Annotated in this window: 13 protein-coding genes and 1 tRNA gene; 8 read left to right on the top strand and 6 right to left on the bottom strand. The window is 61.4% G+C overall.

Features of this window, described 5'->3' with window-relative positions:
• Positions 1-136: 136 nt before the first annotated feature.
• The 4 genes from EN990_RS07375 to EN990_RS07360 all read left to right on the top strand — a co-directional run bounded on the left by EN990_RS07375 (position 137) and on the right by EN990_RS07360 (position 4,299).
• Positions 137-2,050, top strand: a complete 1,914-nt coding sequence (locus EN990_RS07375; protein ID WP_127384511.1) for an acyltransferase family protein — start codon at positions 137-139, stop codon at positions 2,048-2,050.
• Between the two features lie 81 nt (positions 2,051-2,131).
• Positions 2,132-2,205, top strand: a tRNA-Gly gene (locus EN990_RS07370).
• 507 nt (positions 2,206-2,712) lie between these two features.
• A complete protein-coding gene (locus tag EN990_RS07365; RefSeq protein ID WP_206519234.1) occupies positions 2,713-3,600 on the top strand; it encodes a sce7726 family protein in 888 nt (295 codons plus the stop codon).
• Positions 3,601-3,603: 3 nt separating this feature from the next.
• On the top strand, positions 3,604-4,299 hold the full coding sequence (locus EN990_RS07360; RefSeq protein WP_245461041.1) for a sce7725 family protein: 696 nt from the start codon (positions 3,604-3,606) through the stop codon (positions 4,297-4,299).
• 538 nt (positions 4,300-4,837) lie between these two features.
• Here EN990_RS07360 and EN990_RS07355 read toward each other — a convergent pair.
• From EN990_RS07355 to EN990_RS07330, 6 genes are all read right to left on the bottom strand, one after another.
• Positions 4,838-5,566: an ABC transporter ATP-binding protein gene (locus EN990_RS07355; protein WP_127369586.1), complete on the bottom strand. Its 729-nt coding sequence runs from the start codon at positions 5,564-5,566 to the stop codon at positions 4,838-4,840.
• Positions 5,566-6,330 (bottom strand): ABC transporter ATP-binding protein, encoded by a 765-nt coding sequence (locus EN990_RS07350; RefSeq protein WP_127384512.1) that lies wholly within the window; start codon positions 6,328-6,330, stop codon positions 5,566-5,568. The genes EN990_RS07355 and EN990_RS07350 overlap by 1 nt, the downstream gene beginning before the upstream one ends.
• A 2-nt stretch (positions 6,331-6,332) precedes the next feature.
• Complete coding sequence (locus EN990_RS07345) at positions 6,333-7,295, bottom strand: branched-chain amino acid ABC transporter permease (RefSeq protein WP_127368794.1); 963 nt, start codon at positions 7,293-7,295, stop codon at positions 6,333-6,335.
• Positions 7,292-8,203, bottom strand: a complete 912-nt coding sequence (locus EN990_RS07340; RefSeq protein WP_127368795.1) for a branched-chain amino acid ABC transporter permease — start codon at positions 8,201-8,203, stop codon at positions 7,292-7,294. The genes EN990_RS07345 and EN990_RS07340 overlap by 4 nt, the downstream gene beginning before the upstream one ends.
• Positions 8,204-8,322: 119 nt before the next feature.
• Positions 8,323-9,444 carry a branched-chain amino acid ABC transporter substrate-binding protein gene (locus tag EN990_RS07335; RefSeq protein WP_245460946.1) on the bottom strand — a complete coding sequence of 374 codons (1,122 nt, stop codon included), beginning with the start codon at positions 9,442-9,444 and terminating at the stop codon, positions 8,323-8,325.
• Positions 9,445-9,592: 148 nt separating this feature from the next.
• On the bottom strand, positions 9,593-10,228 hold the full coding sequence (locus tag EN990_RS07330) for an RraA family protein (RefSeq protein ID WP_013525175.1): 636 nt from the start codon (positions 10,226-10,228) through the stop codon (positions 9,593-9,595).
• Positions 10,229-10,468: 240 nt separating this feature from the next.
• Here EN990_RS07330 and EN990_RS07325 point away from each other — a divergent pair, with 240 nt between their 5' ends.
• The 4 genes from EN990_RS07325 to EN990_RS07310 are packed head-to-tail and all read left to right on the top strand — an operon-like array spanning position 10,469 to position 14,051.
• Positions 10,469-11,245, top strand: coding sequence for an SDR family oxidoreductase (locus EN990_RS07325; protein WP_041164662.1), 777 nt, complete (start codon positions 10,469-10,471; stop codon positions 11,243-11,245).
• Between the two features lie 6 nt (positions 11,246-11,251).
• Positions 11,252-11,914 (top strand): 5-oxoprolinase subunit PxpB, encoded by a 663-nt coding sequence (gene pxpB / locus EN990_RS07320; protein WP_127368798.1) that lies wholly within the window; start codon positions 11,252-11,254, stop codon positions 11,912-11,914.
• On the top strand, positions 11,911-12,891 hold the full coding sequence (locus tag EN990_RS07315) for a biotin-dependent carboxyltransferase family protein (RefSeq protein ID WP_127368799.1): 981 nt from the start codon (positions 11,911-11,913) through the stop codon (positions 12,889-12,891). Before pxpB ends, EN990_RS07315 begins: the two co-directional genes overlap by 4 nt.
• A complete protein-coding gene (locus EN990_RS07310) occupies positions 12,888-14,051 on the top strand; it encodes an epoxide hydrolase family protein (protein WP_127368800.1) in 1,164 nt (387 codons plus the stop codon). Before EN990_RS07315 ends, EN990_RS07310 begins: the two co-directional genes overlap by 4 nt.
• Positions 14,052-14,085 lie beyond the last annotated feature (34 nt).

Genomic DNA, 14,085 nt, shown 5'->3' with positions numbered 1-14,085 from the left:
GCGCAGCAAAATTGCTGCCTGAGGGTAAGCCTGTGAGATCGACGAGCCGGGATTTTCAGCACGACCGAAGGCATCGCCGCATGAGCGTGTCGGGTGCGGCCGCACGGATCATGGTGGTCGCGCGCGAGCCGGCCGGATGAACTACCGGCGCGACATCGACGGCCTGCGGGCCGTTGCGGTGCTGCCCGTCGTGCTCTTCCATTTCGGCGTGTCCGCCATTCCTGGCGGCTTCACCGGTGTCGACATCTTCTTCGTCATATCGGGCTATCTGATCAGCGGCAGCCTGCTCGATGATCTTGAGCGGGGCCAGTTCTCGATCGGCCGCTTCTACTGGCGCCGCGCCCGGCGCATCCTGCCGGCGCTGACCTTCGTCATCCTGCTCGCGAGCATTGCCGCCTGGTTCATCCTTCTGCCTTCGGATCTCCACGAATTCAGCCTTAGCGTGATCGCCGCCTCGACCTTCTGGTCGAATATCTATTTCTGGAGAACGATGAACTATTTCTCCATCGACGCAGAACTGCGGCCGCTCCTGCACACATGGTCGCTTTCGGTGGAAGAGCAGTATTATATCTTCGCGCCGATCCTGCTTTATCTGATCCACCGATACGTCTCGAAGCGCTGGCTGACGGTACTTCTGCCGATGGCCGTCGGCAGCTTTGCCCTGGCAGTCATAGCAACCTCGCTGGCACCGACGGCAGGCTTCTATCTCTTGCCGACGCGCATATGGGAGCTGGCGCTGGGCGCCATGCTGATGTTGCGGAAGCCTCCGGTCCCAGCCGGTCGGCTGGCGGTGGAACTGATCGGCCTCGCCGGCTTTGCCCTGATTGCGTTTGGCTTTGTGATGATTTCGGACAGCGATCCGTTTCCCGGCTACAATGCCCTATTCCCCTGCATCGGAACAGCACTGCTGATCTATGCTGGCCAGGATAACGCCGACAGGCCGGCACCTGTCGCCACTCGCGTGCTTCGGTTGGCGCCGCTGGTCTGGGTCGGCCTGATTTCCTATTCGCTTTACCTCGTCCATTGGCCGATCAACTCGTTCGTCCATTATCTCTCGCTGAAGACCGTCGGTGTGCCAACGATTGTCGCGATGACGGTGGCCAGTTTCGCCTTGGCGGCATTCTCCTGGAAATATGTCGAGCAGCCCTTCCGCCAGAAACGAGCCTATACCGCACCGCTGCCTATCTTCGCTTTTTCGGCGACGGCCATCGCGCTGCTGTGCGCCGGTGGTTTGGCCGGTGCACTGGGCAACGGTTTCCCGCAACGGTTCCCGGACTTCTCGACCGAACGTATCCGGGTCGGCGACTGGCGCAACGGCATCTGCTTCAACGAAAACGGGACCCGCATCGAAGACTGGAATCTCGCCGACTGCACCCGTACAACGGGCTTTGCCACCGATGTGCTGCTGTGGGGCGATTCTTTCGCTGCCCATTATGTATCGGGACTTGAGCCCAACGCCCAGAAAATCCAGGCCAATGTCATCCAATACACCTATGCCGGCTGTCCGCCCGACCTGACCTATTTTTCCTATGCTCGGCCCGCCTGCACCCGCTTCAACGAACGGGCCTTGTCGATCATTCGCGACGCAAACATCCAGGCGGTGATCCTGAGCGGCCGATGGACCGACTACCAGGCCAGGGGCTTCGCCGGCCTGCAGAAGACGATCGACCGGCTTCGCGAGATGGGGGTCAAGGTCTATACCGTCGGCCAGTCTCCGGAATTCATCGCCGACGTCCAGAAGATCGCTTTCTTGGTGAAGCGGGAGCATGCCGGAACCACATCCTGGCCTATGGCTATGGATCCGGGCATCAACGCACGGGTTCTGCCGTTCACCAAAGGGGCCGATTTCATAGATCCGCTGACGTATCTGTGCGACTCGGCCGGTTGTTCATACGCCGACGCCAAGACCAATGAATTTCTCTACTTCGACTATGGCCACTTCTCTTCCGCCGGCGCGACGCTGGCCATCTCGAAATACTGGCCAAGTTTCGCCACCAGCGACAAGGCCGCGAAGGCAAACCGGCAATTCACGGCCGCAGGCGCGCCGTGATCCGCAGCACGACGGCGTCGTGCCGAAACGGACCGCTTTGCGATTGCCCGAAGGCCAACCCTCATGCTAACGAGGGCGCACGCGGGTATGATGTAATGGTAGCTTGTCAGCTTCCCAAGCTGAACGCGAGGGTTCGATTCCCTCTACCCGCTCCAGTATATGGCGCAAGGGTTTGCGCCTGATTGGGAGATGGCTGAAAATAAGGGGTTTTACAGGCGGTTTTACAGAATCGCTTCCGGATTGGTTCCAAGGCCGTTCGCTTTCCAGGCGAAGCCGAGCCCATGGTGAGCAGACCGAGCCATGGGAGCGTTTTCGACCTGAGGGGGCGATCAATGTGACGCCATTGGTGGCCGCGTCCTCTAACCAGCAGCGACCCAGTAGGGCGAATTGTGCCGGTTATGCAATGACCGATATGGGGCCGACAGCGGACTGGCGGCTTTTCGGCGAACCGATGCCAAAGCGGACGCCGAGTGTCCGAACAGTGCGCTTTTTGACGCCGAAATCGGCGACGGCAGCCTTTATGCAACTCTATCAAGCGATCCGAGGACCGGTTTGGCGCAATCCTAAGGCTGGGTGGCCGTTGAACATTATGCGATTCCCCTTGCCGCGGGACTAAGCTAAGCTGACCAGCCACAGTCTTAGTCTGGGCGTCGGGGAAAAATGTGACCATCGGTATCTCAGAACTTTCAGCGCTGACGCGCCTCTTTTCTTCGGCCGTATTCCAGGAATTCGCACGGAAGGGCCGCTCTGCGTTGTTTCGGCGTCTGATCGATCAGACCCGCGTCGCTGGACGTTGCGCCGCCGATGCGACGGTCGGGGACGCGTTCGACGCTGCGTTCTCGATTCTCGGAATCGCTGGACTGCGCGATGAATACGTCTACCGGGCGGCGCTGACCCATAAGATACTGATGGGCAAACATTCGTTGCGCACAGCCTCGATGCTCAACGAGTTTCGCGCCGGATCTTGCAAGGCGGATCTTGTCATCCTCAACGGAACGTCGACCGCCTACGAGATCAAATCCGAACGGGATTCCCTCGGGCGCCTGATCAACCAAGTCGAAAATTACAAACGCGTGTTTGCATCGGTGAACGTCGTAGTCGGCGAACGCTATGTCGATGGCGTCCAGTTGGTCCTTCCCGAGGACGTCGGCATACTTTGCTTGTCCCACCGCTACCGCATCGCGACGGTGCGCGACGCAGTAGACTGCCCCGAGCGTATCTGCCCAGTTACGGTGTTCGAATCGCTTCGCTCGGCGGAAGCCGCGGCAGTCCTGAAGGCGCTCGGCATAGCCGTCCCGGTCGTCCCGAATACACAGCGCCACGCCGCGATGCGGGAGCTGTTCTCGCATCTCGACCCTGTGGCACTTCATGGCGAAATGGTGCGGACGTTAAAGCGCACACGTGACCTCGCGCCTTTGGCCAGCCTCGTCGACCAGCTACCGCGCTCGCTCCACGCCGCTGCCCTGTCGATACCGGTCCGCCGCGCAGACCATGGCCGCATCGTGCAAGCGATTGCGACGCCGCTCGACGCGTCCACGGCCTGGGCCTAACGCATGTATCACCCATATTTCCGCGGCAAGCAGTTCGAACTGATCGCCATTCGCGAAACCGCAATGCTGATGGCGGAATCGGGGTTCGTGCCAATCATAGAGCCTGTGCGCGAAGCGCTCAAAGGGTTGGAGCGGACCCTTACGGCGATCTGCGACGCCGGCGGCGAGGCGATCGTGATCATCAATCCGGCGCATGGCGATCATGCCGAGGACGGCGTGAGCATCTCGACGCTGCTCGGGAATGGATTTCTCAAAAAGGACGGCATCAGCTCAGGCATCCTGCTCACCAACGACATGGATGTCGATGACGCGGTCGCCTGTCACCTCAAGCACCAAGCGCATCAGCCAGTATTCATCCATGCCGGTTTCACCGAAGCCAAGGCACTGGCCGACGCGCTCGGCGACGACCTCGCGGAGACGCGGCACGTCTTCTTCGAAAAACACTGCCACAAGCTGTACCGCAAGCACCTGAAGGGCAGCAAAACCCGCATCCTCCTGCGTGACGGGTTCGAACGCCGGCGCAACGCCGATCATCCGCCAGTCGAATTGTTCTCTGATCTCCACCTCACGTTCGAGGAGGAAGACATGGACGGTTTTGGCGATTTCCTGATCGTAGGCGATGACTATATCGAAGGCGGCGGCCCCGCTTATGCCGTCGCGATCCACCTCACCTTTCTCGACCCGACAAGGACGAGGTGATGTATGTCTATCATTTCGTGTCGACGACAAGGGACACGCCGAGCGATCCGGGCGGCAAGTTTGCACAGGCGCTGGCAAAGCTGATCGCGAAGCTCGATTAGCGAATTAGACGGCAATTCCCGGTGCGAAGTCACGCTACGCCTTAAATCCCGCGGTTCGACGATTATGTTGATGCCAAGCGGAAGCGCACTTGGCATCGAAGCGTCGGCGACGCCTGCTTAGAGGAACCCGCATAGCAGTCCGCAATGACCGACATTAGGCGCCTACCAGACATTCACCAGCCGACCGTCTGCGCCCCACTCGCTATTCTTTCCACATAGTGGATCGTAGTTCAGCCTGCATATGTTCTGCCAAGTCGAGTTCGCCTCTCGCTTCTGGCCGATGGGGTTTAGCGCACGAGCTCCGACGGGCGCTTCGCAGGCATGTCCATCCTTCGATGGCACGCTGAAGTAGGCCTGCTCAAGGGCCTGCCGTTCAAACCGAGCGGCCTTCCGCTGCCGATATCTTTTGCTATCCTTTGCGTTGGCTGCTTTGCCAGCTACGCAGCCGCGCCACCTAAGTAGGCGCTGATGACCGCTTCATTGCTCGCCAGATCGCTCCCAGGGCCATCAAGAACGATGCGCCCGGCTTTGAGCACATAGCCGTAGTCCGCGAACTTCAAGGCGACTTTGCTGTTCTGCTCGACGAGCAGAATGGTCACCCCTTCGCGATTGAGGCGCTGCACGATTTTCATGACTTCCTTGATCAGTTGCGGCGCCAGACCCATGGATGGTTCGTCGAGCAGGAGCACCTTGGGCGCGGCCATGAGGGCTCTGCCGATTGCGAGCATCTGCTGCTCTCCTCCAGAGAGGTTCCTTGCATCGCCATTCTTTCTGCGCGCCAGGATGGGAAAGAGTTCAAAAACGTGATCCAGCCGCCGCTTTCGCTCAGCGTCGTCGGCAAGCGTAAACGAGCCGAGGTCAAGATTCTCTTTGATCGTCATGTCGCCGAAAATGCGCCTTCCCTCCGGGACGTGGACGAGCCCGCGATGCGGCAGGCGATGGGCCGGGACCTTGGTTATGTCCTCGCCCAGGAAGCGGACATTTCCAGAGGACGCCGCAATCAGGCCGGACAGCGTGCGCAGCACCGTGCTTTTGCCGGCGCCGTTCGCGCCAAGCAGGGCGACGATCTGGCCGCGTTTGACCGAAAGGCTGACGCCATGAAGCGCTTCGATGGCGCCATAGCGGGCAACGATACGGTCCGCGCTAAGAACGATCTCGGGGTCCATTAATCCTCCGTGCCGAGATAGGCTTCGATGACCCTGGGGTCCGCGCGGACGGCCTCCGGCGCACCATCGGCGATCTTCTGACCGTAGTCGAACACGACGATCTTTTCCGACACTTGCATAACCAGCCCCATATCGTGTTCGATCAGCAGGACGGTGACGCCGGTTTCATCGCGAATGCGGCGGATCAGATGTACGAGGTCCAGCTTCTCGCGCTCGTTCAGGCCGGCAGCGGGCTCGTCCAGCAGGATAAGCTCAGGTGTCGACGCCAACGCCCTTGCGAGTTCGAGCCGCCGTTGATCGCCGTAGGAAAGGCCGCCGGCATATCGATGCGCATGCTCAGCAATGCCGACGAAATCGAGCCAGCGCATGCCAACCGCGCGGATCACCTCTTCCTCGCGCCGCTGCGACGGCAAGTGCAGGATGGCCGACACGATGCCATGACGGCTCCGGCAATGCTGGCCGGACATGGCGTTTTCTAGAACGCTCATCTCCTTGAACAGTCGGATGTTCTGAAACGTGCGGGCGAGCCCGAGCGCGGTGATGCGATGCGGCGGCAAACCGGTAATTGGCCGGCCGCCCAGGCTGATCGAACCGTCCTTCGGCTTGTAGAAGCCGGTCAGGCAATTGAAGAGCGACGTCTTGCCGGCGCCATTCGGCCCGATGAGACTGTTGATGGCACCTTTCTCAACCGAGAACGAAATGTCGTGAAGGACCTTCAGTCCCCCAAAACTGAGGCGCAGATCGCGGACTTCGAGCAACGCCATGGTCAAACCCGCTTGTCCGGCCAGAGCCCGTTCGGCCTGAACAGCATGATTGCCAGCAACGCAACCGCAGTCACCAGGGGACGATAAGTGCCCGCCCCGCGCAGCACCTCCGGAAGCAGGGCCACGAGAACGGCACCCAGGACGACGCCAGGAATGCGGCCCATGCCACCAAGGACGACGCCAAGCAGGATGAGAAGCGATTGATTGAAGGTGAAACTCTCCGGCGAGATGGCCGTCATCTTGGCGGCGTAGAGGCACCCGGCCACGGAAGCTATCACCGCGCCCATCATATATGCCTGCAGCTTGGCCGTGACACGGTTGATGCCGATGCCGGCAGCGGCGTCCTCATCATAGCGAACGTAGAACCAGGCTCGTCCCATTCGTGACCGCTCGACGCTCAGGCAGACGAAGGCGGTGAGCAGCGCCAGCACCAGGAACGCATAATAGAAGTGCTGCACCTGCATCAGCTTGAAGCCGAAGATCCCCGGCCGCTCGATACCGATGAGGCCACTCGCGCCACCGGTGATGTCGAGGTTGCGGGCGATGATGCGCACGATCTCGCCGAAGCCCAGCGTCACGATCGCCAGATAGTCGCTGCGCAGCCTCAAGGTCGGAGCACCGATGATGATACCTGCTACGCAGGCTGCCGCCATGGCGATCGGGATGGTGAGCCAGAAATTGAAGCCGAATTCTGCGGTCAGGATGCCTGATGTGTAGGCGCCAACCGCAAAGAAGGCGGCGTAGCCGAGATCGAGCAGGCCCGCATAGCCAACGACTATGTTGAGGCCGAGGCACAGCACGACATAGAGCAGCGCCGTGGTCGCCACCTCCGTCACGTAGGCGTTGGCGAACTGCGGCAACACCAGCGCGACGGCGAGTGCCGCCAGGCCGGGCAGCACGACGGACCAGCGCATCAATTGCGGTTGCCCGGCGGCCGGCATGCTTCTCACTTCGTCGATCATCATACCCGCTCCACGACAGAGCGGCCAAGAAGGCCGGTCGGCTTGAACACAAGGAACAGGATCAGGGTGCCGAAAACGAAGACGTCACGCCACTCCGATCCGACGAAGGGCAAGGAAGAACCGAAAGCCTCGAGCAGGCCGAGCAGTAAGCCGCCCAGCATGGCACCCGGCACGCTGCCGATCCCGCCTATGACAGCGGCGGTGAAGGCCTTGAGCCCCATGATGAAGCCCATGAAGAAATGGACACTGCCATAGTACGCGCCGGCCATGACCCCGCCGCCGGCGGCGAGCGCCGAACCCATGAAGAAGGTCAGTGCGATCACCCGGTCGACATCGATGCCCATCAGGCGGCTCGCCCCCATGTCGATGGACACGGCGCGCATCGCCTTGCCGTACATGGTGCGTGAGACAAAGGCCTGCATCCCGGTCATAAGAGCGATGGAGGCGGCCACCAGCACCATCTGCGTGTAGGTGATATGAACGGTGGAAATGTCGACACCGGCAAAACCGAGATCCGTGTTGAAGGCGTAATGACGCCCGCCTGTCAGGGCGAGTGCCGTGCCGTTCAACACCATTGAGGCGCCGAGCGCCGTGATGAGGATGGAGAGGCGCGGCGCATTGCGCATCGGCCGATAGGCGAAGCGTTCGATGACGACGCCGAGCAAGCCGACGACCAGCATCGACACAAGCAGGGCGCAGACCACGCCCAGCCAGCCATTGCCGACCCAGATGCCAACGAAGGAAAACACAATGAGGCCGACGAAGGCGCCGTTCATGTAGATGTCGCCATGGGCGAAATTCAGGAGCTTGATGACGCCGAAGACCATGCTGTAGCCGAGCGCGATCAGGGCATAGAACGAGCCGACGATAAGACCGTTCACCAGTTGCTGAATAAGCAGGTCGAGCGTCATTGATGCTCCTGGGGCAGAATTGAAAAAGTCTTGTCTGGGCGCAGCGTTGGCGCGCCAGACAATCGGCGATGACGCCGAGGCCGCCACAAGGGCCGCCCCGGCATCAATCCGGTTAGCCTTTATTCGACAGCCACCCACTTGCCGCCTTTGGCGATCACCGGGCGGAAGTTCGAGGTCTGGAGGGTGTTCTTGTCGGTGAACTTGATTTCGCCGGCAAGGCCTTTGAAGTCGCTCGCCTTGAGGGCCTCGATGATCGCCTTTTGATCCGCCGACTTGGCCCGCGTGATGGCATCGGCGATTAGGTCGCCCACATCATACGAAAGAGCTGCATAGGCACCGGCGTCACGACCATAGGTTTCCTTGTACTTGGCTTTGAAGTCGGCGGCGCCGGACAAGAGGTCGACGGTCGGCGGAGACAACAGATACACGCCCTCACCGGCCGACCCGGCGATTTCCAGATACTCCGGCGAATTGTTGCCGTCGCCCAGCACGATGCCGCCCTGGAAACCGGCCTGCCGAAGCTGCTTGGTGAGCAGTGCGCCGCCGGCATGGTAGGCGGTCCAGAAGACGGCGTCGGCGCCGCTTGATTTGATCTTGGTGACGACCGCCGAATAGTCCTGCTCGCCGGCCGTGGTGGTCTCCTTGGCGGCAATTTCGCCGCCTGCGCCCTTGAAGGCTTCGGCGGTCAGCTTGGCCAGGTCGGATGAATAGGCATCGCCTTCGTCGACGACCGCGATCTTCTTGTAGCCGTTCTTCTTGAAGAGCTCCACCGCTGTAGTCGCCTGCATGTCGCCGGTCGAATTGGCGAGGAAGGCATTACCCTGATTGGCGGCGACCAGCTTGGTCGAGTTCGCTCCGATGATGACGAACGGAATGCCGGCGTCGCCGTAGATCTTCAATGTCGGCAAGACGGCACCCGAACAGTAGCCGCCAACGATGGCGGTCACGCCTTCCGAGACAAGCTTGCTGCCTGCGGTCACCGCCTGCTGCGGATCGCAGGCGTCGTCAGCGGTCGTGGTGATGATCTTGTCGCCGTTGACGCCACCTTTGGCGTTGACGGCGTCGATCGCCATCTTCACGGCGTTCTCCATATCCTGCCCTTCACTGGCCAGTTGGCCAGTCATGGGAGCCACGATGCCGATCTTTATATCGGCAGCCGCGGCCATCGTGGTCATAGCCAGCCCGGCAAGGGCGGTCGCACAAGCCAGCCTCTTGGCAAGCCTCTTGAAGGAAACAACCATTAATTCTCTCCATTTCCCCTGTTGGCGCATCCAGGCGGCGTGCCCGAAATGCATTGTTTCGCCCCTCGGTTAGTTGCGGAGCGGTTTTGTTGAGCAAGATCGCCAGCCTGCCATGCGATTTCTCACCGGCAGGCTCCTGATCCGCCGATCAGTGACTGCCGCTGGAAGCACGGGCATAGGCTCCCTGATAGCGGTTCTCCTGGATGCTCTGCATGATCTCGGCCTCGCGGGCTTCCTGCGCCCGGACGGCGGCCAGCAAGGCCGCGGCACCGTCCATTGGAAATGCCACGACGCCATCTTCGTCGCCGACGACGATGTCGCCTGGACCGACGACCATGCCGCCTATGCAGACCGGAACATTTATGGCTCCCGGACCATCCTTGTAAGGTCCGAGATGGATGGCCGACCGCGCGAAGCATGGGAACGGATTGCGGCCGATGGCACCTGCATCGCGAATGGCGCCGTCGATGACGATGCCCGCGGCGCCGCGCGAAGCCGCGACACTTGTCATGATCTCGCCGACCAGCGCGCGCCCCTCATAGCCACCGCCGTCGACGACAATGACGTCGCCTGGCTGCAACAGATCGAGCGCACGATGGATGAACTGGTTGTCCCCGGGACGAGTCCTGACCGTCAGCGCTCTCCCCGCCATGACGCCACTCACCCGATGAAACGGCCGCAACCCGACAGCGCCGGGAACGCGAGCGAGATTGTCGCTGATCAACGGCGTCGCAAGAGCGCGGAACGCGTCGATCAGTTCGCTTTCCTGTGATCCATCCGCCATCGCCTGCACTCCTCCTCGTCGGCACTTATTATGAATATAGTATCCAATCATACTTAATTCGGTCGAGTCAACCGACCTTGCGATTGTCGGCAGAAAAAAGCCAAATCGACTTATAAATGGCGTAAGTCTGGTCAGAATGCCCCAACCGCTCCTGCCATTCGGACTTGCAATGGCGTCAAAGTTCAAGATAGATTGGATAACATATCCATAGATGTCATGATTGTGAAAAGGGATTCAGTTGTGAAGCACGCAGGAAAAGTCGTGATCGTCACCGGGGCGGCACAAGGCCTGGGCCTTGCCTGCGCTGAGCGCTTTCATGCCGATGGCGCCAAGGTGGTGCTTGTCGACGTGCAGGCCGATCGCGGACGCGAGCATGCCGAACGTCTTGGCGAGCGTGCCGCCTGGCTATCGGCGGATCTCTCCGAATGCACCCAGGAGATGGCAGCCGATGTTGTTGCCAAGGCCACGGAGCGATTCGGCGGTGTCGACGTCCTCATCAACAATGCCGGCATCATCCATCTGGACGATTTCGTTGACTTCCCCGAGGAAGCCTTCGACCTGGTTCAGCGCGTCAATCTCAAGGCGCCCTTCCTTCTCGGGCAGGCCGCGGCAAGGGCCATGATCGCGCAGGGACGCGGCGGCTCGATCATCAACATGTCGTCGATCAACGCCATCCTGGCCATTCCCAATTCCGTCGCCTATGCCGTGTCCAAGGGTGGCATCAAGCAGTTGACGGCGGTGATGGCCGTCGGATTGATTCCGCATAACATTCGCGTCAACGCCATCGGCCCCGGCACCATCCTGACCGACATGGTCAAGAGCTCGGTCATGGCCAGCGAAGCGCAGCGCCAGACCATACTGTCGCGCACGCCGAGCGGCCGCTGTGGCGAACCTTCGGAGATCGCCAGCGTCGCATCCTTCCTGGCCAGCGACGACGCCTCCTACATTGTCGGCCAGACCATCTATCCGGATGGCGGCCGCCTGATCCTGAATTATACGATGCCGGTGAAGGACTGACCGCCAATGGTTGTCGGTACGCCCCACATCAGTCTTGCGGGATCGGCCGCGCTGCTGCTCGACGGGGCGCAGGGGGCTTTCGATGATGCCACCCAGGAGCTGGTCTGGGCGGTAGCGAATGCTGCGCTGAGCCTCGAAGGGGTGCGCGAGACCGTTCCCGGCATGAACAACCTGCTGGTGGTGTTTGACCCGCTCGCCACGGACGCCCACAGTGTCGGCGATCAGTTGATGTCGCTCTGGACCAGCACCGATGCCCATGCGGTGACCGGCACGCATCATACTATTCCTGTCAGCTATGGCGGCTCGCGCGGCGAGGACCTCGCCGGCTGGGCCGCGCATTGCGGCCTGTCTGTCGACGAGACCGTCAGGCGCCACGCGGCAGCCGCCTACACCGTCGCCGCCATCGGCGCCATGCCGGGCTTTCCCTATCTGTCCGGTCTCGACCCACGGCTTGCCTGGGCAAGGCGCAGCACGCCTCGCCTGAAGGTGACTGAGGGCGCCGTCATGATCGGCGGTGCGCAGGCGGGCGTCATGCCGATGACTGCGCCGTCCGGATGGCACATGATCGGCCATACCGACGTGAAGCTGTTCAACGCCGAAGCGGAATTGCCCGTGCTGCTCTGGCCGGGAGACACGATCCGATTCACGATCGCGGGGATTGAGGCATGATCGAGATCCTCACCACCGGTCTGCCGAACACAATCCAGGATCTCGGCCGGCCTGGCCATCTTGCGCTGGGGGTCAGCCATGGCGGCGCCATGGACAGGCAAGCGCTTGCAATCGCCAATCTCATGCTGGGCAATGATCCCTCGGCTGCCGGGATCGAGGTCGCGCTTCATCCGTTCCGGCTGCGCACGCATGTCGACACCGCGGTCGCTGTCACCGGCGCGGATTGCGCCGTCAGCGTCGGTAATCGGCCCTGCCCGCCCTGGTGGGCCATGGCGATCCGCGCCGGTGAGACGCTTGTCCTCGAAGCACCGCGCACCGGTGCGCGTTCCTATATCGCCGTTGCCGGGGGGCTCGATCTACCCCTCGTCATGGGGTCGCGCGCGACGGATGCGAAGGGTGGCTTCGGCGGGCTCGGCGGGCGCGGCCTGTCGCGCGGTGACCGGCTTGCGCTCAACCCGGCGCAATGCCGGCTTCCCGCAGGCGGCATCGGCGCAGCGCTGGAAGAGCGACGCGGCGCGGTGGACGGCTTTGCCTCGGCATTCGAGTTGCGAGTTCTGCCGGCCGCCGAGTTCGACGCCTTCACCCCTGAGTCCCAGGCAGCCTTCACCGGAAGCGAATGGAGCATCACCAACGACGCCAACCGGATGGGATATCGCCTTTCCGGAGAGACGCTCTCGCTCGTGTCACCGATGGAATTGCTGTCGCACGGCATCGTACCCGGCACTGTCCAGGTGCCACCGTCCGGCCAGCCAATCATCCAACTTGCCGATGCCAACACTTGCGGCGGCTATCCGAAGATCGCTACGGTGATCGAAGCCGACCTGTGGCGGCTCGCACAAGCGCCTGTCGGCGCGCGTCTGCGTTTCTCAGCGGTCTCGATCGAAGCGTCGACGGAAGCGCTTCGCACGAACTGGCAGCGACGCCGCGACTTTATCGCCGCCCGGAACCTCATGGTCGGCGAGCAGAGGGCTCCATGAAAATTCGTCCCTTCACCATCGAGATTGCCCAGTCCGAAATCGACGATTTGAGGAAGCGCATCTCGAACTGGCGCGAGCCGGATCAGTTGCAGGCAATAGGCTGGGCGCAAGGAACGGAGCACGAGGAACTGCGGCGGCTTATGCAGCACTGGTGCACCGGCTTCGACTGGCGCAAGCAGGAAGCCGCCTGGAACATCCATCCGCACTACCAGACGGATATTGGCGGCCAAACCATCCATTTCATCCATGCACGCGCCGCTGTTGCGACCGGCAGAACGGTCATACTCACCCATGGCTGGCCAGGCAGCGTCTTCGAATTTCATGAGCTGATCCCGCTTCTGACCGACCCGCTTTCGCATGGCGGAAGACAGGAGGATGCCTTCAACGTCGTGGTTCCGTCGATTCCCGGCTATGGTTTTTCGAGCCGGCCGACTAGGCCTGGTCTCAACCTGTTTGCCGTTGCCGACCTTTGGGCTGAATTGATGAGCCGTCTCGGCTACAAGCGATATCTCGCGCAAGGTGGCGATCTGGGCGCCAGCGTGTCGATCTGTCTGGCGCACGCACATCCAGACAGTCTCGCCGGCGTGCATCTGAATTTCATCCCTGGCTCATTCTCACCGCCTCACGATGCAAGCCCGGATGGTGACTTGACGCCGGAAGAACGCGCCTTCCTGGAACGGAAAGCCGGATGGGCGGATATTCATGGCGCCTATGCTCATATTCAAGCGACGCGCCCGCAAACGCTTGCCTACGGGCTGACGGATTCACCGGTCGGACTGGCAGCCTGGATGATCGAAAAGTTCCGCGACTGGAGTGATTGCGGTGGCGATCTGGGCAATGCTGCTTTTTCGCGCGACGACATGCTCGCCAACATCTCGCTTTACTGGTTCACCCGGACGGTCGCTTCGTCGATGCGCCTCTATTGGGAAACGCGCGCCCGCCCGCTTGCATTCGCGTCGGGCACCGCGATCCACGTTCCACTTGCGGTGGCGTTGTTTCCAAAAGAGATGCCGATGCCGCCGAGGAGCTGGGTCGGGCGCGTCTTCAAGGACATCCGCCAGTGGACAGCGATGCCGCGCGGTGGTCATTTCGCGGCCCTCGAGCAGCCCGCTTTGCTTGCACAGGATTTAAGAGCCTTTGCCGGTGGTCTGGATTTTTAAAGCCAGCGTTTGCACGCAGCCAAACCCGAAGGCC

The sequence above is a fragment of the Mesorhizobium sp. M7A.F.Ca.US.005.03.1.1 genome, assembly GCF_003997975.1.
In the GTDB taxonomy this organism is placed as follows: Bacteria; Pseudomonadota; Alphaproteobacteria; order Rhizobiales; family Rhizobiaceae; genus Mesorhizobium; species Mesorhizobium ciceri.
The sequence above is the reverse complement of the archived record's forward strand: the minus strand, read 5'-3'. Positions and strand labels throughout refer to the sequence as shown.

Coding starts and splice junctions, on each gene's coding strand:
- EN990_RS07375 (WP_127384511.1), top strand. CDS start 137: ATGAACTACCGGCGCGACATCGACGGCCTGCGGGCCGTTGCGGTGCTG.
- EN990_RS07360 (WP_245461041.1), top strand. CDS start 3,604: ATGTATCACCCATATTTCCGCGGCAAGCAGTTCGAACTGATCGCCATT.
- EN990_RS07355 (WP_127369586.1), bottom strand. CDS start 5,566: ATGGACCCCGAGATCGTTCTTAGCGCGGACCGTATCGTTGCCCGCTAT.
- EN990_RS07350 (WP_127384512.1), bottom strand. CDS start 6,330: ATGGCGTTGCTCGAAGTCCGCGATCTGCGCCTCAGTTTTGGGGGACTG.
- EN990_RS07345 (WP_127368794.1), bottom strand. CDS start 7,295: ATGATGATCGACGAAGTGAGAAGCATGCCGGCCGCCGGGCAACCGCAA.
- EN990_RS07340 (WP_127368795.1), bottom strand. CDS start 8,203: ATGACGCTCGACCTGCTTATTCAGCAACTGGTGAACGGTCTTATCGTC.
- EN990_RS07335 (WP_245460946.1), bottom strand. CDS start 9,444: ATGGTTGTTTCCTTCAAGAGGCTTGCCAAGAGGCTGGCTTGTGCGACC.
- EN990_RS07330 (WP_013525175.1), bottom strand. CDS start 10,228: ATGGCGGATGGATCACAGGAAAGCGAACTGATCGACGCGTTCCGCGCT.
- pxpB (WP_127368798.1), top strand. CDS start 11,252: ATGGTTGTCGGTACGCCCCACATCAGTCTTGCGGGATCGGCCGCGCTG.
- EN990_RS07315 (WP_127368799.1), top strand. CDS start 11,911: ATGATCGAGATCCTCACCACCGGTCTGCCGAACACAATCCAGGATCTC.
- EN990_RS07310 (WP_127368800.1), top strand. CDS start 12,888: ATGAAAATTCGTCCCTTCACCATCGAGATTGCCCAGTCCGAAATCGAC.